General features: G+C 44.9%; 16 protein-coding genes and 5 tRNA genes. 5 read left to right on the plus strand and 16 right to left on the minus strand.

What is annotated here, in order from left to right; genetic code table 11:
- Positions 1 to 450 precede the first annotated feature (450 nt).
- Positions 451 to 1,434 (minus strand): glycoside hydrolase family 5 protein, encoded by a 984-nt coding sequence (locus AC55NX_RS07615; protein ID WP_496995170.1) that lies wholly within the window; start codon positions 1,432 to 1,434, stop codon positions 451 to 453.
- A gap of 406 nt (positions 1,435 to 1,840) precedes the next feature.
- On the opposite strand from AC55NX_RS07615, the gene AC55NX_RS07620 reads away from it, so the two are divergent.
- Positions 1,841 to 2,887, plus strand: coding sequence for a CARDB domain-containing protein (locus AC55NX_RS07620; RefSeq protein ID WP_496995171.1), 1,047 nt, complete (start codon positions 1,841 to 1,843; stop codon positions 2,885 to 2,887).
- A 286-nt stretch (positions 2,888 to 3,173) separates the two neighbouring features.
- Positions 3,174 to 4,445, plus strand: a complete 1,272-nt coding sequence (locus tag AC55NX_RS07625) for an NAD(P)/FAD-dependent oxidoreductase (protein WP_496995172.1) — start codon at positions 3,174 to 3,176, stop codon at positions 4,443 to 4,445.
- A gap of 108 nt (positions 4,446 to 4,553) precedes the next feature.
- On the opposite strand, the gene fkpA is transcribed toward AC55NX_RS07625, so the two are convergent.
- Positions 4,554 to 5,339 carry an FKBP-type peptidyl-prolyl cis-trans isomerase gene (gene fkpA / locus AC55NX_RS07630; protein WP_496995173.1) on the minus strand — a complete coding sequence of 262 codons (786 nt, stop codon included), beginning with the start codon at positions 5,337 to 5,339 and terminating at the stop codon, positions 4,554 to 4,556.
- Between the two features lie 138 nt (positions 5,340 to 5,477).
- Between fkpA and AC55NX_RS07635 the strand changes: the two genes are divergently transcribed.
- Together AC55NX_RS07635 and AC55NX_RS07640 are read left to right on the plus strand one after the other, a co-directional pair.
- Complete coding sequence (locus tag AC55NX_RS07635) at positions 5,478 to 6,458, plus strand: WD40 repeat domain-containing protein (RefSeq protein WP_496995174.1); 981 nt, start codon at positions 5,478 to 5,480, stop codon at positions 6,456 to 6,458.
- Between the two features lie 4 nt (positions 6,459 to 6,462).
- On the plus strand, positions 6,463 to 6,690 hold the full coding sequence (locus AC55NX_RS07640; RefSeq protein WP_496995206.1) for a SlyX family protein: 228 nt from the start codon (positions 6,463 to 6,465) through the stop codon (positions 6,688 to 6,690).
- 43 nt (positions 6,691 to 6,733) lie between these two features.
- Here the strand turns inward: AC55NX_RS07640 and AC55NX_RS07645 are convergent, their stop codons facing one another.
- The 9 genes from AC55NX_RS07645 to tsaE all read right to left on the minus strand — a co-directional run bounded on the left by AC55NX_RS07645 (position 6,734) and on the right by tsaE (position 16,040).
- Positions 6,734 to 6,922 (minus strand): DUF2065 domain-containing protein, encoded by a 189-nt coding sequence (locus AC55NX_RS07645; RefSeq protein ID WP_496995175.1) that lies wholly within the window; start codon positions 6,920 to 6,922, stop codon positions 6,734 to 6,736.
- Positions 6,923 to 6,979: 57 nt separating this feature from the next.
- Positions 6,980 to 7,960 carry a protease modulator HflC gene (gene hflC, locus AC55NX_RS07650; protein ID WP_496995176.1) on the minus strand — a complete coding sequence of 327 codons (981 nt, stop codon included), beginning with the start codon at positions 7,958 to 7,960 and terminating at the stop codon, positions 6,980 to 6,982.
- Between the two features lie 2 nt (positions 7,961 to 7,962).
- Positions 7,963 to 9,159 (minus strand): FtsH protease activity modulator HflK, encoded by a 1,197-nt coding sequence (gene hflK, locus AC55NX_RS07655; RefSeq protein WP_496995177.1) that lies wholly within the window; start codon positions 9,157 to 9,159, stop codon positions 7,963 to 7,965.
- Positions 9,160 to 9,204: 45 nt separating this feature from the next.
- Positions 9,205 to 10,494, minus strand: coding sequence for a ribosome rescue GTPase HflX (gene hflX, locus AC55NX_RS07660; RefSeq protein ID WP_496995178.1), 1,290 nt, complete (start codon positions 10,492 to 10,494; stop codon positions 9,205 to 9,207).
- Between the two features lie 29 nt (positions 10,495 to 10,523).
- Entirely contained in the window at positions 10,524 to 10,784 is a 261-nt protein-coding gene (gene hfq / locus AC55NX_RS07665) for an RNA chaperone Hfq (RefSeq protein ID WP_496995179.1), read from the minus strand.
- A gap of 181 nt (positions 10,785 to 10,965) precedes the next feature.
- Positions 10,966 to 11,913 carry a tRNA (adenosine(37)-N6)-dimethylallyltransferase MiaA gene (gene miaA, locus AC55NX_RS07670; RefSeq protein WP_496995180.1) on the minus strand — a complete coding sequence of 316 codons (948 nt, stop codon included), beginning with the start codon at positions 11,911 to 11,913 and terminating at the stop codon, positions 10,966 to 10,968.
- Entirely contained in the window at positions 11,910 to 13,853 is a 1,944-nt protein-coding gene (gene mutL, locus AC55NX_RS07675) for a DNA mismatch repair endonuclease MutL (protein WP_496995181.1), read from the minus strand. Before mutL ends, miaA begins: the two co-directional genes overlap by 4 nt.
- A 4-nt stretch (positions 13,854 to 13,857) precedes the next feature.
- Complete coding sequence (locus AC55NX_RS07680) at positions 13,858 to 15,582, minus strand: N-acetylmuramoyl-L-alanine amidase (RefSeq protein ID WP_496995182.1); 1,725 nt, start codon at positions 15,580 to 15,582, stop codon at positions 13,858 to 13,860.
- Positions 15,579 to 16,040 carry a tRNA (adenosine(37)-N6)-threonylcarbamoyltransferase complex ATPase subunit type 1 TsaE gene (tsaE, locus tag AC55NX_RS07685; protein WP_496995183.1) on the minus strand — a complete coding sequence of 154 codons (462 nt, stop codon included), beginning with the start codon at positions 16,038 to 16,040 and terminating at the stop codon, positions 15,579 to 15,581. The genes AC55NX_RS07680 and tsaE overlap by 4 nt, the downstream gene beginning before the upstream one ends.
- A 197-nt stretch (positions 16,041 to 16,237) precedes the next feature.
- Between tsaE and queG the strand changes: the two genes are divergently transcribed.
- A complete protein-coding gene (gene queG / locus AC55NX_RS07690) occupies positions 16,238 to 17,353 on the plus strand; it encodes a tRNA epoxyqueuosine(34) reductase QueG (RefSeq protein WP_496995184.1) in 1,116 nt (371 codons plus the stop codon).
- Positions 17,354 to 17,890: 537 nt separating this feature from the next.
- On the opposite strand, the gene AC55NX_RS07695 is transcribed toward queG, so the two are convergent.
- From AC55NX_RS07695 to AC55NX_RS07715, 5 genes are all read right to left on the minus strand, one after another.
- Positions 17,891 to 17,966, minus strand: a tRNA-Gly gene (locus tag AC55NX_RS07695).
- Positions 17,967 to 17,988: 22 nt separating this feature from the next.
- Positions 17,989 to 18,065: transfer RNA gene (locus tag AC55NX_RS07700), tRNA-Met, on the minus strand.
- Positions 18,066 to 18,101: 36 nt separating this feature from the next.
- A tRNA-Gly gene (locus tag AC55NX_RS07705) sits at positions 18,102 to 18,177 on the minus strand.
- Positions 18,178 to 18,199: 22 nt separating this feature from the next.
- Positions 18,200 to 18,276, minus strand: a tRNA-Met gene (locus AC55NX_RS07710).
- 33 nt (positions 18,277 to 18,309) lie between these two features.
- A tRNA-Gly gene (locus AC55NX_RS07715) sits at positions 18,310 to 18,385 on the minus strand.
- Between the last annotated feature and the right edge of the window lie 30 nt (positions 18,386 to 18,415).

Below are 18,415 nucleotides of genomic sequence, written 5' to 3' on the forward strand. Positions count from 1 at the left end.
AAACCAGCTCGTCAAACATCTTCATATTCGGGCATGGCATTGATGAAGATTCAGGATTCATCACGAAAGAGTTTTATCCGTTAACATTCATACTCTCCCTAATCTGCCTCTCTTTTAGTCTGGCAATTTCTATGCGGATGCGAAAAACCATTCAAGCTTATATACGCTGTTTTCTTTTTTTCAAGATGAAAACAGCGTCTTGTCATGTTACGCACCCAAACTCAGACCACTAAGACAAAATGGAACAATTAGCATATTAGTACAACAATTTACTTATAATCGAGCAGGGATATATTGAATCCTGTAATTATTACCAATCTGTATGACCGCTTCCAATTCATATTCATCTAATTGATAAATAACAAGTTATATTGGTAAGATAAAAATCCGGACAGAGATAACATCATCTCCGTCCGATTAATGATTGAGCAGATAAACACTCACAAAAGGTTACTGACAAGATACGCCACAGGTGAATATTGTGGCTGGTGCAGAAGTTGACTGAATACCATTGACGCCATTGATCAGAATATTACCCCATTCGCTATATGAGTTGTTATCCCAGTGATTCACGATGTCCAAATCCGCAACATCTTGATTATTGCCCGACCATGACCAGCCGATATAGCCGATATTCAATGTTTCTGCCCGTTCCATAATGGCATCTTCAGCAACATCCTCACCTTGATGGCTCGCACCAAACTCACCAATAACCAACGCCAGACCTTGGTTAAGGAAAGCAGTGATGTAATTGTTCACCGTCGGGTAATCCCCATAAACCTGATACATGTGAACACTAAAAATCGTATTGCGCAGCGAGTCAGCATCAAATACAGAGTGAGCATGGTTGAGCATAATTTGTTGCCAGTCCTGTCCCCAGTTTGGCGCATCAACCATCAGGGTATGGGTCAAACCTGCCTTTCTTAAGCGCTGAATGGCATGGATATGATCATTGATCCACACATCGGCACTCACACCATTTCCCAAGGGCTCGTTGCCCAGATTAATGATGACATAATCTTCCTGACCGACGAGTTGATCTTTGAGTTCGATCCAATAGTCAGCCGCTGAATCTAAACTTGCAGCTTGCCACTCTTCACCAAACCCGGTCGTATCATGGACTTCAAGCACCGTGATTAAATGTCTTGCTTTCGCCTGCCGAATCACATTCGCTACATCAGAGGCACTATTCTTATTCCAGCGCTGACCATTACTCAAAACTACCCGAACGGTATTTGCCCCCGTCGCGGCAATCCCGTCTAAAGCATGGTTCAACCGATTGACATACCAAGTATGGGCATGATTGATCCCACGGATTTTGAAAGGATGCCCATTCCCTTCATACAACACACCATTGGCGATATAAAATCCAGCATGAGCAGACAAGGCATACATACAACCCAACATGACGACCAATATTTTTATCAATTTCATATTCCTATCCTTACCGACGATGAAAGCATCAAGATGAATGATGCCAGCAGTAGATTCAAACCGTAATAATATGGTTGCAATTTCATATAAGTTCAAGTTGTTCAATAACGACATTGGGTGTGGTATTCAGTAGTTTGATGCTTAACAGTGAAATCACCCATCTGATTTCACTGTATAATTTCTTTCTTGGTTTAGTAAGCCCACCTGAAATGTCGTCTCCACAGCAATTTCTCCGGATCATTATTTTCCATTGATCACAGTGTTGAGAAAAAAGAATACATGGCATTGACTCATAAAAAATTAGTTTCATAATGGCAAAAAAATAAATATGTGTCTTGTTTCATTTATTACAAGGGTAGCGTCATACCTCACTGACGGAATCATCATGAACATATAGGAACTAAGTATGAAACTAGAAAAAATAGTCGTTGGCCTAATCACAACCACAGCCCTTTGTAGTCAAGCGGCTCTCGCCTCGATTTATCCGGGTAATGTCAGTATCGTCAATACGGAGATCAAATATCCGGATCAGAAAACACTCGATGTGGACTACCACATGTTCGGCTCTGAGATTTTTAATAATGGCAACACCGTGAATTTTGCGCTGACACAAGATGGTGGGAAATCCGGCATTAATATCGGACGTGATTTTGCTGATATTTCATGTGGAAGTGGTGGTTTAGGCGGTACGATGCGCTGCGTCCCAAGTAGCTCAACACAAACATACAGAGTCAATCTGGATTCCGTGTTAAGTGAACAAAATAAAACCGTACTGGCAAATTCATGTGCCCCCTATGAATTTCAGGTGAAAGCAAGTTACAGTATTTCGAGTGCACTGAGTTTGAATACCGTCAAGATCGGGGGGCAAGGAGCACCGGACTGGCTGGTTTCTTCCGGTAGTTTTTCGCCGAACCAGGTCGCCGCAGGCGATAAAGTTGTCATTAATGCGGTGGTATCATCAGCCAATTGCTCGCAAAAAAGCGGTACAGCTCCAACACTAGCGGTATATTTGGCCAATGCAGATAAGCAACTTATCTATTTCTATGGCGAAACACCCATTAGACTCCCCAACGGTTCAAGCCACACCATCACCGTCCCGATGCTTTCAGGCCTGACGGCGGGTACTTATTATTTAGTGTTGGCGGTCGACAGAACTAATGTTGTTGCTGAAACCAATGAAAATAACAACATCGCGATGGGTAAAATTACTGTGATTGACAGCTCAGCCACAGAACAAGGCATTGCGGCTAAATCAAATGTACAATCAGCCAACAGCAGTGGCTTAATGACTTACCTGACCAGAACCGACGAAGATAACCAAAACTTCGTTGACCCACAATTACCTGTCACACCAGGGATGCAAGAGCTCAAAACCAGAGAAATAACCCAAGACGATCTGTTCAACGCTATCAACCAACTTGATGCAGTTACTTTACCAGAGCATCAAGAATAACCGGCAGATTCAGTCCGTCCAAAGACGAAACCTCAGGTATAGCCGGCGGTTTTTCATATGCGCCAGCTGTACCTTAACAGGCGTGTCACGATCTATACAGCACTCAGTTTCGACAATATTTACATTTTTCCACTCATCATAGAGCGCTGCATTTCTGGGGTTCTACGGCCACTCAAGTCAGTCTATTCATCTGATCTTCTTTCTGTGACGCAGATCGGGCGCACAATTCATTATATAAGCTACCATTAATTTAGAAATTACTAATATAAAAAGAGAGAAAGTAAAGATGAAAAGAACGATCGTAATTGGTGCAGGGTTAGGAGGCATCTCCATCGCATATGAATTAAGGCAGAAACTACCGAAAGATCATGAAATACTGCTGATCAATGAAGGTGCTGAATTTCACTTCATTCCTTCAAATCCCTGGGTCGCCCTTGGAGAGCGAACCAGAGATCAGGTTGTATTGGATTTGACATCCTACACGAAGAAATTCCGGATTCCGTTCAATACTTCCGGAGTTGCTCGGATCCATGCTCAGAATAAATGTCTGCAAACTGAAGACGGAACCGAATACGAGTATGACTATCTGGCTATCTGTACTGGCCCGAAACTGGCATTTGAAACCGTCCCCGGAGCAGGGCCGGAGAATGGTTATACCCAGTCAATCTGTACGGTTGACCACGCGGTACATTCTCACGAAGCATATCAGCAGCTCATCAAAAACCCGGGACCGGTCATTGTCGGGGCGCTTCAGGGAGCCAGTTGTTTCGGTCCGGCCTATGAATATATCCTGTCGCTTGAAAGCCAGTTGCGTAAACTGAAAATCCGCGCTCGGGTACCGATGACTTTTGTCACCAGCGAACCTTACATCGGCCACATGGGACTCGGCGGTGTCGGGGATTCAAAAGCATTAATGGAGCACGAGTTCCGGGAGCGGGGCATTCAGTGGATTTGTAATGCGCGCACCACTCATTTTGAACCCAATATGGCCCATATTGAAGAGCTCAACCGCAAAGGCGAAGTCGATTTCGAACATCACTTACCTTTCAATATGGCGATGTTTTTGCCACCATTTAAAGGCTCACCAGCGATTGCTAATGTCCCTGATTTATGCAACCCCAAAGGCTTTGTTCTGACTGATGAATATCAGCGTAGCCCGACCTACCCGGAAATCTTTGCTGCCGGTGTTTGCGTTGCGATTCCGCCACTTGAAGAAACACCAGTTCCTGTCGGAGCACCGAAAACCGGTTTTATGATTGAATCCATGACCAGTGCGATTGTAGAAAATATTCTCAGTATTGAGCATGGTGAAGCGGTGAAAACCAAGCCGTCAATGAATGCAGTCTGTCTGGCCGACATGGGGGATAAAGGGGCGGCGTTTATTGCCCTGCCACAAAACCCGCCACGGAATACCAACTGGACCTCGATGGGGCAATGGGTTCACATCGCTAAAATCGCTTTCGAGAAATATTTCCTCTATAAAGTGAAGAAAGGCACCAGTGAACCGATTTATGAAAAATATATTATGAAGGCGGCGGGGATCAAACGGATTCAGTAAAAATCTGCCGTCTTAGAAAGCTAATGCCAGTCAGCTTAACTGACTGGCATTTATTGCTTTTTATTGCACAGAAATATGCTTGAACGACTATTTCACCAGCATGGCTTATTATTTGGTTGTTTTCTCAGCGGCATCCGCTTTTTCAACTTTCAACAACTCAACTTCAAATACCAATGTTGAATCGGCAGGAATCGACGGAGTATCTCTGTCGCCATAAGCCAGTTCAGGTGGAATAACAAACTTGTATTTAGCCCCAACTTTCATCAGTTGAACACCCTCAGTCCAACCGGGGATAACACGATCCAGTGGGAATGTTGCAGGCTCACCACGATCATAAGAACTATCGAACTGAGTACCGTCGATTAGTGTCCCTTTATAGTGGACTTGAACTGTGTCTGTCGCTTTTGGTGACTCACCAGTTCCTTTCGTGATCACTTGATACAGCAGACCTGACTTGGTTTTCTTCACGCCGTCCTGTTTTTCAAATTCAGCACGGAAATCATCACCAGATTTTTTGTTTGCTTCTGCTTTCTCTTTGGCTTTTGTGGTTGCCAATGTATTGAGTCGCTTATCGAAATCTTCCAGTGCTTTACGAGCATCTTCATCTGTCATCGCTGATTTATTAGCAAATGCATTTTGGATCCCTTGCAGCACAATATCTTTGTCCAGTGTGATGCCATACTCTTTTGGTTTTTCAAGACTTGTACTCAGATAATTCGCAAAAGAGACACCAATAGCATAAGCTGCTTTCTCATCATCTGACTTAAACTGAACCGCTGCTGGTTTAGCTGCATCCTGAGTGGCAGCCTGAGTTTCTTGTTTTCCTTCATCTTGACAACCTGCTGCCAGCATGACAGCGGCAGCAAGAAACGATACTTTTAACAATGATTTCATTCAATTCTCCAAATACGTGGGCAAACCTTTTGTAATTACTCATAATTTCTTGACTAAAATTGATGAGCAACACATTGTTATACAAATATAACGTGATGTGATTCGAATGTCTTTAACTCTCAATGGAAATTCAGACTGATGCGAATATTTTCCCTTTATCTATTCATGTTAATTGTCAGTGTGACGTTAAATGGGTGCTTTTTCTTCACATCTCCTATTCAAAAATGGGAGATCACCCCAGAAGGAGCCACTGCTTTCGGCCTGAGTCGGGACGGTCGATTTGCCCTGACCTATTCTCAAGACAATCTGCTCCAGCTCTGGGATCTTTCTGAAAACAAGCGACTCGCGTTACTTGGCTCTCTCGATCAACAAAATAGCACTGTGACCAAAATTAGAATTTCAGACAATGATCGCTATGCCGTCACAGCCGGACAGAATAATTTCGCAGTCTGGGACTTAGCTTGGACACAGTCTAAAGGGCTTTGGTCTATTTCGGATGGACTCATCAGAGATATTGATCTCTCAAAAAATGGTGAACAAGTCCTTATGGGTCTATCCAATGGTAAAGCCATTCACGTGGATTTAGTCAGCGGAAGACGCATGGAGTTCCTTGCCCATCACGAGAAAGTTAACTCTGTTGCATTATCCCCCAACGGTCGCTTTGCTTTAACCGGTGGCAATGATTATCAGGCCTATCTATGGGATACGAAATCCGGCCACATACTGAGAAAATTTGAGCATGAACAACGTGTTGTAAGAGTTGCACTGCAGAGAGACGGCAATTTTGCATTTACCTCCGATGGCGGAAACGAGGCCAGAGTTTGGGATTTACACACTGGCAAAGTCGTATCTCACCTCCATAGCTTTGCCAGACAGCTCATTTTTTCTACGGTGCGATTTTCTGATGACGGGATGCAGCTCATTACCGGCACCCCTTCCGGCTATGTCGCGGTCTGGGATACGCAAAGCGGCAAACAACTTGCTAAATTTTCGACGGAGCCACCAAAAGTGGATCCACCGCCACGTTCTGTCGTGTATGATGTTGCCTTTGATCAACAACATCATGTCATATCAGCAAACTCAGCTGGTATTGCAGAAGCTTGGGAACTGGATGAGTAATAAAATGGCCGCAGAAGAAGTAGAACGACTAGAAGCTCGAATCAATGACTTAGAGTGCCAGTTGGCATTTCAGGAAGATACCATCGAAGCACTCAATCAAGCGCTCAGTCAACAGCAGCAAACCATTTCTCGGATGCAGGATCAGATGAAGTTCATCGCTGGGAAACTCAAAAACTTTAGCGATTCACCGGTTGCCGATCAATCTCAAGAAACACCGCCGCCTCATTATTGATTTGATATTGATGTGATCATGAATGAATCAGAGCCTCATTGATCTAATATAGATAAAAATAAACAATAACAATACCAGCAACAACCAGACAACCACCGATCCGCCGTAGCAGAGAATTCGGTTGCTGGCTTAACTGGGAGATCATTCGACGCCAGCCATTGGGCGTCAGTAATGGACCAAGTCCTTCGGCAATCAGCAATAAACCGACTGCCAGCCATATTGAATGAGACATAACATTTGATTCCAAAAATAAAGGCTCCGAAAGGAGCCTTTATACTATGCTTGGTACTTATTTTGTATTTTTACCTTTTGAGTTCTTCATATAACGGAAAAACTCACTTTCCGGATCAAGCACTAAAATATCACTTTTCTGATTGAAAGACTCTTCATAAGCCTTTAAAGAACGTAGGAAGGCGAAGAATTCAGGATCTTGACTGTATGTATCCGCATAAATTTTAGCGGCTTTCGCATCCGCTTCACCACGCGTTACACGAGCCGTTTTATCGGCCTCTGCAAGAATCGTTGCCACTTCAAGCTCAGCCTGTGCCTTGATGATTTCAGCCTTCTCGCGGCCTTGTGAACGGTGTTTACGAGCGACGGACTCACGTTCTGCTCTCATCCGTTTGTAAATCGATTCACTAATCTCATCAGGCAAGTTGATCTTTTTCATTCGAAAATCAACAACGTAGACACCTAAATCTTTCATCGCGCTTTCACGGGTACTCAGCAATACTTCTTCCATAATCTGATCACGCTGACCATCAATTTTCAAAGCTTCTTTTGCCGCTTCCGTTGTCACGACTTCTGCATTTTCGCTGTCAGGCAGGACATTATTATCATTCAGCGGACCGGAAACAATCTGTTTAATCTCCCGGGAACCGATCTCCGAACGTAATACGTCCGTCACCTTTCTTTCCAGCAACGCCTGAGCCGTTAAAGCGCTCCCGCCTCCCGTTGCCAGATAATAAGTACCGAAATTCTGAATCCGCCACTTCACATAAGAATCGATGATGACATCTTTCTTCTCTGCGGTGACGAAACGGTCAGAACGGCCATCCATGGTCTGGATTCGGGCTTCAAGCACTTTGACTCGATCAAATAAAGGCATTTTAAAATGCAGGCCCGGATCATAGATACGTGCAATTTCACCATCTTTTAAGACACGTCCAAAGCGAACGACGATGCCGCGCTCTCCTTCATGAATGACAAATACAGACATGAGAAAAACAATCAGAAGTAGTACCAATACAGGGATTATTAACTTACGCATTCTTAGTATCTCCCTTGTCGTGAACCAGTACGTGGCTGTTCATCATCTTGATTACTACTTTTCTGAGATTCAAGTTCGATATGATCATAAAGCGGAGATGATTTCAAATCTCTCTTGGTTTGCGTCTCTCCTTGCCCTGACAATTTATCAATTGGCAGATAGAGCAGGTTACCGCTCGATTTCGAATCAATCAGAATTTTCGATGAATGAGAGTAAACAGCTTGCATGGTATCGATGTACAAACGGTTTCTTGTCACTTCCGGCGCAGCTTTATATTCAGGAAGCAGTTTTTCAAACTGAGCTACCTGACCGGAAGCTTCATTCAACACGCGTTCACTATACCCTTGGGCTTCTTTTTTCAAACGCTCTGCACGACCAGTTGCTTTAGGAAGCACCTCGTTTTTATAGGCTTCCGCTTCACGAATGAAACGTTCTTCATCTTCCCGGGCTGCAATTGCATCATCAAATGCGTCTTTAACCTGCTCCGGTGGACGAGCCGACTGGAAGTTCACATCAACAATCGTTAAGCCCATATCATATTTCTTAATGATGTCATTCAATGTGTCTTGAGTCGTTTCGCGGATCTGCTGACGGCCACTGGTTAAAATACTATCCATCAACGAGTCACCAATGACGGCACGCAATGCAGAATCAGTCGCCTGACGTAAGCTATCATCGGCACTAGTGACTTGATAGAGATATTTATATGGATCCGCCACCCGATACTGAATATCCATCCCGACGGTCACCACATTCTCATCTTTTGTCAGCATCAGACCCGTTGCCCGTAATGAACGGATAGCCTGCACATTGACCGGTTCAACTTCATCGATAAAGCGAGCCCGCCAGTTCAAACCTGGATTGACAATGTGATCAAACTTACCCAATCTCAGTAAGACGCCTCGCTCAGCTTCACCGATGGTATAAAATCCGGAGAAAAACCAAACTGCAACAGCGATGACAGCAATGATTCCAAATCCAATAGAACCACCACCGGGAAAAGAGGATCCTTTCTTACCGCCTCCTTTCTTGCCAAATTTACCGCTAATTTTTTGGCTCAGTTTATTGAAGACTTCATCGAGATCCGGTGGCCCTTGATCACGTCCACCACGGTCACCATGGTCCTTATTGCCCCACGGGTCTTTATCACGGTCATTATTACCATTACCGTTGTTATTACCAGGCTCATTCCACGCCATTAGTAATCTCCATCATTTGATATGACGTTATACTGTAGCAGTCCTTTAAGTAACTATAAAGTCACGTAAAACTGCGTGTTCTCTTTTTTCTAGTCTAGACCAATCCGCTTGTTGCATACGAATAGAAATTAATAAATTTCCTTGTTGATCATATGATTCCTGCAAAATTGATCGATTCTTGAAGAAGAAGCTGCGCATACGGCCCTGATGTTCAGGTGGAATACACAGTTGATATTGAACGATTTGTCCGGTTAACCGTTCTGTCAGCGCTTGGAAAAGTAGCTCAATACCAAGTCCTTCCATTGCTGAAACCCAAACGATTCGAGGGACACCTTCATCATCTCGTTCAATTCGGGGTTGCTGACTCTCCATATTGTCGATCTTGTTCATCACCAGCAGAACCGGAACTTCATCTGCTTCAATCTCAGCTAGCACATCATCGACAGCTCTTATATTGTCACGAAAACGCTCATCACTTGCATCTACAACATGTAACAAAATGTCAGCTTCCTGAGTTTCTTGTAATGTTGCTTTAAAGGCAGCCACCAAATCGTGGGGCAAATGACGAATAAATCCCACCGTATCAGCCAAAATTGCATTGCCCACATCTTCGAGTTGAATTCTTCTCAACGTGGGATCTAATGTGGCAAATAGCTGGTCGGCAGCATAAACACCCGCTGCGGTAATGCGATTAAATAATGTCGATTTACCAGCATTCGTATAACCAACGAGAGATATCGTCGGTACTTCAGCACGGTTTCGAGCTCGACGCCCTTGTTCTCGCTGTTTAGCAACTTTTTCTAAGCGACGTAGTATCGCTTTAATCCGTTCACGCAATAAACGTCGGTCTGTTTCTAGTTGTGTTTCCCCTGGCCCCCGAAGACCAATCCCACCTTTCTGGCGTTCCAAATGTGTCCAACCCCGAACAAGTCGTGTAGACAAATGGCGGAGCTGGGCAAGTTCGACTTGTAACTTCCCTTCATGGGTTCGTGCTCGCTGAGCAAAGATATCAAGGATCAATCCAGTACGATCAATCACTCGACATTGACACAACTGTTCAAGGTTGCGCTCTTGGGCAGGAGAAAGGGCATGGTTGAAGATCACGACTTCTGCTTCAGTTTGCATTACAGCTTGTGCAATTTCCTGAGCTTTACCCTCACCGACGTAGTATTTGGGGTGCGGAGCCTGACGACTACCTGTTATCACTTGTAGTGTCGTGACTCCGGCGGAACTAACCAGCATTTCACATTCGCTGAGATCTTCCCACTCCCCTTCTTGCGTAAAGTTGATATGAACAAGTACGGCTCGCTCACCGGCTTCATAACGGTCAAACAAGCTATCAACTCCTTATAAGATATATATGATTAATCGTCTGATTTATCTGATGAACGCTCGTTAGCGGGACGATCACTATGATGGCTTACCGCACGGGCTGGAACAACCGTTGAAATAGCGTGCTTATATACCATCTGATTCACTGTGTTTTTCAACAGAATGACAAACTGATCAAACGATTCGATCTGTCCCTGCAATTTAATACCATTAACTAAATAAATGGATACAGGAATACGCTCGCGACGTAATGCATTTAAGAATGGGTCTTGTAGAGATTGCCCCTTAGCCATTTTATTTTCCTTATTTTCTATTTGTATTAATTATTTAGCTAGTGGAACCAAGCTTTGTGCAGCCTTTGCATCCGAGCTAAACGAATAAAGTAACATCCTGAGACACTCAAGTTATGGCGCTTCTGGACCAAAATTTCAAGTGACATGTCCATAAAGGATGTACGACACAAAAACGATCATATTATACACAGCGTACTCGATAAGAAGCTATCGAATTCGATATAATTTCATACGCTTGTTCAATATTCTCGCTATCCAGCCAAGTCAGATCATTCCAGCTACGGAGCCAGGTGATCTGGCGTTTGGCTAATTGACGAGTGGCACATATACCACGATAAATTGCTTCATCAAGCGAACAACTTCCGTCTAAATACTCCCACATCTGCCGGTAACCGACACAACGAATAGAAGGCAAATCAGCATGGAGCTCTTGACGAGCATATAACGCTTTGACCTCATCTTCAAATCCGGCTTCGATCATCTTGTTAAAGCGAATTTCAATTCGTCGATGAAGCTCGGAGCGTTCCTGAGGCGCAATCGCGAACTGTACCACATCAAATGGTAGCACTTCTCCCTTTGTTCGCGTTAATTCCGTCAAAGTTTTTCCAGAAATTCGATAAACTTCTAATGCTCTGGATAACCTTTGCGGATCATTCTGATGGATCCGCGTAGCCGACTCAGGATCAATCTCAGCAAGCTGTTGGTGGAGCGCAGACCATCCAGAGTGGGCTGCTTCTTGTTCAATCTGCTGTCGAATCTCCGCATCGGCTGCCGGTAAGGGGGATAGCCCTTCGAGTAATGCTTTAAAATACAGCATCGTGCCACCGACCAAGAGCGGGATCTTCCCATTTTGCACAATCTCGTGCATATGATGAAGTGCGTCCCGGCGAAAATCAGCCGCTGAATAGGCGGATTCCGGTTCCAGTATATCGATTAACCGATGGGGAGCCTGTGCCAGCTCCGCTGCCGTAGGTTTGGCGGTCCCTATGTTCATACCTCGGTAAATCAATGCTGAATCAACACTGATGATTTCAATAGGAAAATACTGACATAGTCGGATTGCCAAGTCAGTTTTTCCTGACGCGGTTGGCCCCATTAAGAATAAGGCCAGAGGTCGTTGTTGGCTCATGAGTTAAATGCTGTAATCGTTGCCGAAAAATCCACGGGTCGAACAAAGGCCCTGTCATCTAAAGGCAATTGCTCAAAATAAAGCTGCTCAACTTCAGCAATGAGTTGAATGGCTTGTGACAAAGTGTAGTCACTTTGTTCAGTATTCGCATAATCAGCGAGCCATTCAGTCACACAGGCTAGCGCTGCAGATGGATCGTTCTGGTTTAAACAAGAAGTGTAAGATACCAGATCTGGAATTAATTTCTGTAAATTCTGCTGTCGGAGCGGTTGCGGGACACTCATCACCATTAAAGTATCTGCTGAACGCTTTTTCAGCTCAATGCCGAGTCGCAAGAAAACATCCTGATACGATATCGCGCAGGATAGCTGCTCACGCGTCAACTTCAAAGACAAGGGAACTAAAAGCGGCTGTCCTTTACGAGGTTGTGAGGTTGCATCAAGCTGTCTTTGCAATTTCAAGTGATTGGCTCTCGTAAGCGCAACCATACAACAGGATGTCCCGGAACTCATTAATAGGAATTTCCCTTGAACCACCGCAACTGCTTTCCCCAGCGTCATGACTTCATCAATATCATCGAACGCTTCTTGGGCATCATTATTCACCACAGACGACTGCTCGTCAGATGAATCATGGGGCACGCTCATTAATTGCTGATAGATTTTCGCCTCTTTCAGAGAAGTCGTTTTGGTTTGACTCCGGTTCCCTGAGCTGCCTCCCCCTGCCGAAGAAGTCGAGCGGTTGGATTGTGGCTGCCAAGGCTGGGGGGGAGCACTTTCCCGGACACCATCACGGGAGTGACCTGAACTCTCTCTTCCCGGATAAGATGGCGTTTTATCAATTGCATCCAGTAATTGCGGTGAAAGTTGAGTTGGTTCTGAAGCATCATCCGGTGTCTGATGATGAAATGCGGACCGACTGACTTCCGGTTCATCAATGTGTTGTCCTTGTGCAAGGGCGCTGCTGATTGCCTGATAGATAAAATCGTGCACCAAACGAGCCTGATGAAAACGCACTTCATGTTTCGCCGGATGAACATTGACATCGACCTGTCTCGGATCTAACTCTATATACAGCACGTAAGCCGCATACTGGTCAGGAGTCAAGCTCCTTTCGTAACTTTGGCGGATGGCATGATTGATCAGTTTATCTTTCATCATACGACCGTTGACATAGCAATATTGCAAGTCACTTTGTTGTCTCGCACCTTCGGGTGTCGAGATCCATCCATGTAATGTCAGTCCTTGATGCTCCAGTTCAACCTTCAACATATGCCGGACAAACGGTTGACCACAGACGGCAGCAATTCGTTTTTCTTTTTGTAGTTCAGTCTGCGAGGCCCGATACTGGCGCACCATTTTGCCATTATGTTTCAGGAAAATCGTGACATCAAAACGACTTAATGCAATCCGCTTGAGCACTTCCTCGATATGGGTAAATTCAGTTTTCTCTGTCCGTAAAAACTTTCTTCTGGCTGGCGTATTAAAAAACAGATCCAAAACTTCAACCGTTGTGCCAACTGGATGGGCGGCAGGTTGAAGTTTCACAGCCATATCCCGGCCTTCACTATAAGCCAGCCAGGCCTCATCCTGCGTTGCCGGACGCGATGTTAATGACAGACGAGAAACAGAGCTGATACTTGCCAGAGCTTCCCCCCGGAACCCCAGACTGATAATCGCTTCCAGATCATCGAGAGAATGAATTTTCGAGGTCGCATGGCGACTCAGCGCCAGCGTGAGTTCATCTTTTTCGATCCCATGCCCGTTATCTCTGACACGGATCAGTTTCGCCCCCCCTTTCTCAATATCAACATCAATTCGGGTTGCACCGGAATCCAGACTATTTTCAACCAACTCTTTTACGACTGAGGCAGGTCTTTCAACAACTTCTCCGGCCGCAATCTGGTTTGCCAGCCGAGCAGGTAAAATTTTTATCGTCATAAAATTATCTATTGGGAATGATGAGTATCTGTTTAACGGCTAACTGATCAGAATGTAATTGGTTTGCCTGACGGATACTTTCAATACTCACACCATAGTCTTTTGCAATCTTACTCAAATACTCACCTCGTTTTACTTGGTGTTTGCGTAAGGGCTTATCTTTCAAGCTCACCGTAATTTTCAGCGTCTGCCCGACACGTAACACAGATGAACGAAGTCGATTTTCTTTACGTATGGCATCGACACTCACTTTATACTTACTGGCAATCGCCCCCAAGTATTCGCCTGATTTAACCGTATGAGTAATCACTTCAGTTTCAACCGGATTTTTGATTTCGGGCACAACAATCGGATTCGTATGACTGCTTGGAATCATGAGAACCTGTCCAACCTTCAATGTTGATGAGTTCAAGTGATTCTCACGCGTTAATGTCGCTGTCGTGACACCATATCTTTGAGCGATCACGGACAAAGACTCACCCGCCTGCACCACATGTTTTCTGGCTTTTTTACGGCTGGCAAATAATGTCCCTTCCGGTGGCCGATCTTCAAAGTAGTTCACCACCGCTTTTGCTATCGCTTCTGAGAGCTTATTCTGATGACTGCTCTGAAATAACAACCGCTCCTCTGTCGGGTTAGAAATAAAACCCGTTTCAACCAGAACAGAGGGAATATCCGGAGATTTCAGTACCGCGAGACTCGCATTGACCGGTGTCTTTTTATGTAATCGGGCAACCTTTCCTAACTCTTTCAGGATGTCTCTGGCAACGGTATAACCTTCTTTCTGAGAATGGCTAAATTGCAAATCCAAGAGCGTCTGACTAATATTTTTATCATTGCTTCTCTTCGCCAAAACCTGACCGGCACCACCAAGTAACTCCGATTGCCGTTCATGATCTTCAACCCATTTGGCAATTTCAGTATTGGCACGACGAGTATTGAGCACAAAAACAGAAGCGCCTCTGGGTTGTGGAGATATGAACGCATCCGCATGAATGGAAATCAACAGATGTGCTTTATTTTTTCTGGCAATATCAGAACGCCGATTGAGATTTACAAAATAATCCCCTTTGCGGGTCAGTACCGCTTTCATACCGGGGACTGCATTCAACTGGGCAGCTAGCTTTTTCGCTACACTCAATGTGACATTTTTCTCATATTTGCCCTTCGGTCCGATAGAGCCCGGATCTTCCCCACCGTGCCCAGCGTCAATCGCGACGACAATATCGGCATTCCCTTGATACTGAGAAGCATCTTTCGCGACCTGAGCAGTTGAAGAAGAAGAGGAAGCGCCAGAATCAGAACTCGATTCATCATGAGGCAAGTCAATCACCAGACGATGCCCATATTCCTGCTTTGGTGTAGGAGCCAGTTTAAATATTTGTGGCGAGACTTTTTTCTTGAGTTCGAACACCAGACGATAAGTACCCGACTTTGGCGGAGAACTCTTTCTGATATTTTTCAGCACATCACTGTCACTGACCGAGATCGGAAGCTTAGCCCGAACGCCAGTATCCAGCAAATCAATAACAAGCCGATGCGGATGACTCAACGTGAAATAACTGTAATGTGCTTCTTCACTCAGATCGATGACGACACGTGTTTCATCCGGAGAGGGCCAAACTCGAATACCTTGAATTGAATTTGCCTGCGCAAACTGGCTGACAGATAAGGTTACGAACCCCAAAAAGACAAAAATAAAAGAATAAAGGTACTTAACGTTTCTCATAACTCCAACTGACTCAGTAACGTTCGTCCATATTCACTGTTTGCAGACAGAACAACAATCCTGCTCTCTCCATCGTAGCGAATCTCTATCTCTATATCAGCCGAGGGTAATAGACCGGCACCTTTTTCCGGCCACTCAACCAAACAAATTGCATCCGGGGAAAAATAATCTCGGATTCCCATAAACTCGAGCTCTTCTGGGTCAGCCAGACGGTAAAGATCAAAATGATAAACTTGCCATCGCTCTAGTTGGTAAGGCTCGACCAAGGTGTAAGTCGGGCTTTTCACATTCCCCCGATGCCCTAAAGCTTGAATAAAGCCTCGGCACAACGTTGTTTTTCCTACCCCTAAATCACCATGCAAATAGAACGTTGTTTGACGAGAGCATATCAAAGCAAGATGACTGCCCAGTCTTACGGTTTCAGTCTCATCCTTTAATAACAGTGTCTTCGCCTTCATCAATCCGATCTCTTATTGTTAACAAATACATTTAGGGTCTCCGATAGTAAACTGGGTTGGAATCAAGAGACAAGTGTTCTTCTGTAAGGGATTGGAAAAAAACGTTGCTGACTCCCCCCATAATTCCCCGGACCACTCACTGGATCTACCCATATGGATCCGTTAAGATCCTTGTCCCATTTTACCGAGTGAGCGTCATGGACTATCAGGCTTTAGCAGACAAAATTAAAATCTGGGCTCAGGCGCTTGGATTTGAAAAAGTCGGTATCTGTGATGTTGATCTCACCGAACATGAGGCAGAGCTGCAACGCTGGCTAGATGCCGGATATCACGGTGATATGGACTGGATGGCTCGTCACGGCATGTTACGGGCAAGACCTCAAGAGCTTCATCCGGGCACAATACGCGTTATCAGCGTGCGAATGAATTACTTACCGCCACAAGCCCACTTTGCCAGTAATCTGGATACACCCACCCATGCCTACATTAGCCGCTATGCGCTGGGACGTGATTATCATAAGCTGGTGAGAAAACAGCTGAAAAAGCTCGGGGATAAAATCAGACAAGAAATCGGGGAACTCAATGATCGGCCTTTTGTAGATTCAGCCCCGATTTTAGAACGTCCCCTGGCTCAAAAAGCCGGGCTAGGCTGGACGGGGAAGCATTCACTCATTCTGGATCAAGACGCAGGTTCTTGGTTTTTTCTTGGAGAGTTACTGGTTGATATTCCGCTGCCGGTTGATCAGCCCAGTAAGAATCAATGCGGTCATTGCCGGGCGTGTGTCACCTCTTGTCCTACCGGTGCAATCGTCGCTGACGGTGTCGTTGATGCGAGACGCTGCATTTCATATCTCACCATTGAATTTTCCGGAATCATCCCACTTGAATTTCGCAAAGCGATCGGCAACCGCATTTATGGGTGTGATGATTGTCAGCTGGTTTGCCCTTGGAATCGCTCAGCATCTCTCACCGAACAACCAGATTTTCATCGTCGCGATGTGTTTTCTCACCCGGATCTGGTTGAGCTATTTGAGTGGGAGGAAGAAACTTTCTTACAAAATACCGAAGGTTCTGCTATTCGACGTATCGGCCACCAACAATGGTTAAGAAATATTGCGATAGCCATGGGAAATGCCCCTCATTCAGAACGGATTGTGCTAGCCTTAGAAAAACGTCTGGGAGAAACAGAGTTACTGGATGTTCATATCCGTTGGTCGTTAGAGCAACATCAACAGAAACAACGGCAAGAGCAAAACCGGAAGCATGAACGGCTGATTCGTATCATTCAAAAGGGATTGTCCAGAGACGCATAGCACGCGGTCCCATCAAGCTATCCAATCAAGCAAAATTACAACTTATTTTGATATGATGCCCAAATATTTTGATGTGGAAAAAACTTTCACTTTCACTTTTTTTGTTTGTTATCGGAAGAGTTAACCACATTACAAAGATATGACAAGGATCAATGCATGAAACACGAAAGATCAATCTCAAATGCTGGCCATCACAGCAAAAAATAACCAAAATCATTAAAAAACATATAGTTAACAAAAATAAGCATTTCCAACTATAACTCAGTTATTTTACAAGATCTTTTGCTATCCCCTTTCTACCGTCTCACCAAAAACAGATTACCCACCGACTTATCCACAAAGCATATTCTGTGGATAACTCTGTTAGCGAAAATTAGAAATCGCATGTGCAGCACTGATTTCATCAGGGTTCATCAGTGTACAGATTGGGCAAAAACAAGGGTATGTTTGTCAGCCTGTTTGACTGGATATTCTTGTAAGGAGTTTATGCTTCGCAGCATGAAGAAAGAGCGTGACAAAATTTAGCGTTAATCGAGCTGGAGCGACACACGGGGTTCGAACCCGTGACCTCAACCTTGGCAAGGTTGCGCTCTACCAACTGAGCTAGTGTCGCGTGTCATTCACTAAATTAAAATTGGTTGCGGGAGCCGGATTTGAACCGACGACCTTCGGGTTATGAGCCCGACGAGCTACCAAACTGCTCCATCCCGCGTCCATGATATTATCGCTTAAGCGATAATATGAATTCTGGAGCGACACACGGGGTTCGAACCCGTGACCTCAACCTTGGCAAGGTTGCGCTCTACCAACTGAGCTAGTGTCGCATGTCTTTAACTAAATTAAAATTGGTTGCGGGAGCCGGATTTGAACCGACGACCTTCGGGTTATGAGCCCGACGAGCTACCAAACTGCTCCATCCCGCGTCCATAATATTACTCAAGCGGTAATATGTACTCTGGAGCGACACACGGGGTTCGAACCCGTGACCTCAACCTTGGCAAGGTTGCGCTCTACCAACTGAGCTAGTGTCGCACAAAACAACGCTTTACGTCGTTCAGGGCT

It is taken from the genome of Vibrio rubrogenes, from assembly GCF_059641415.1.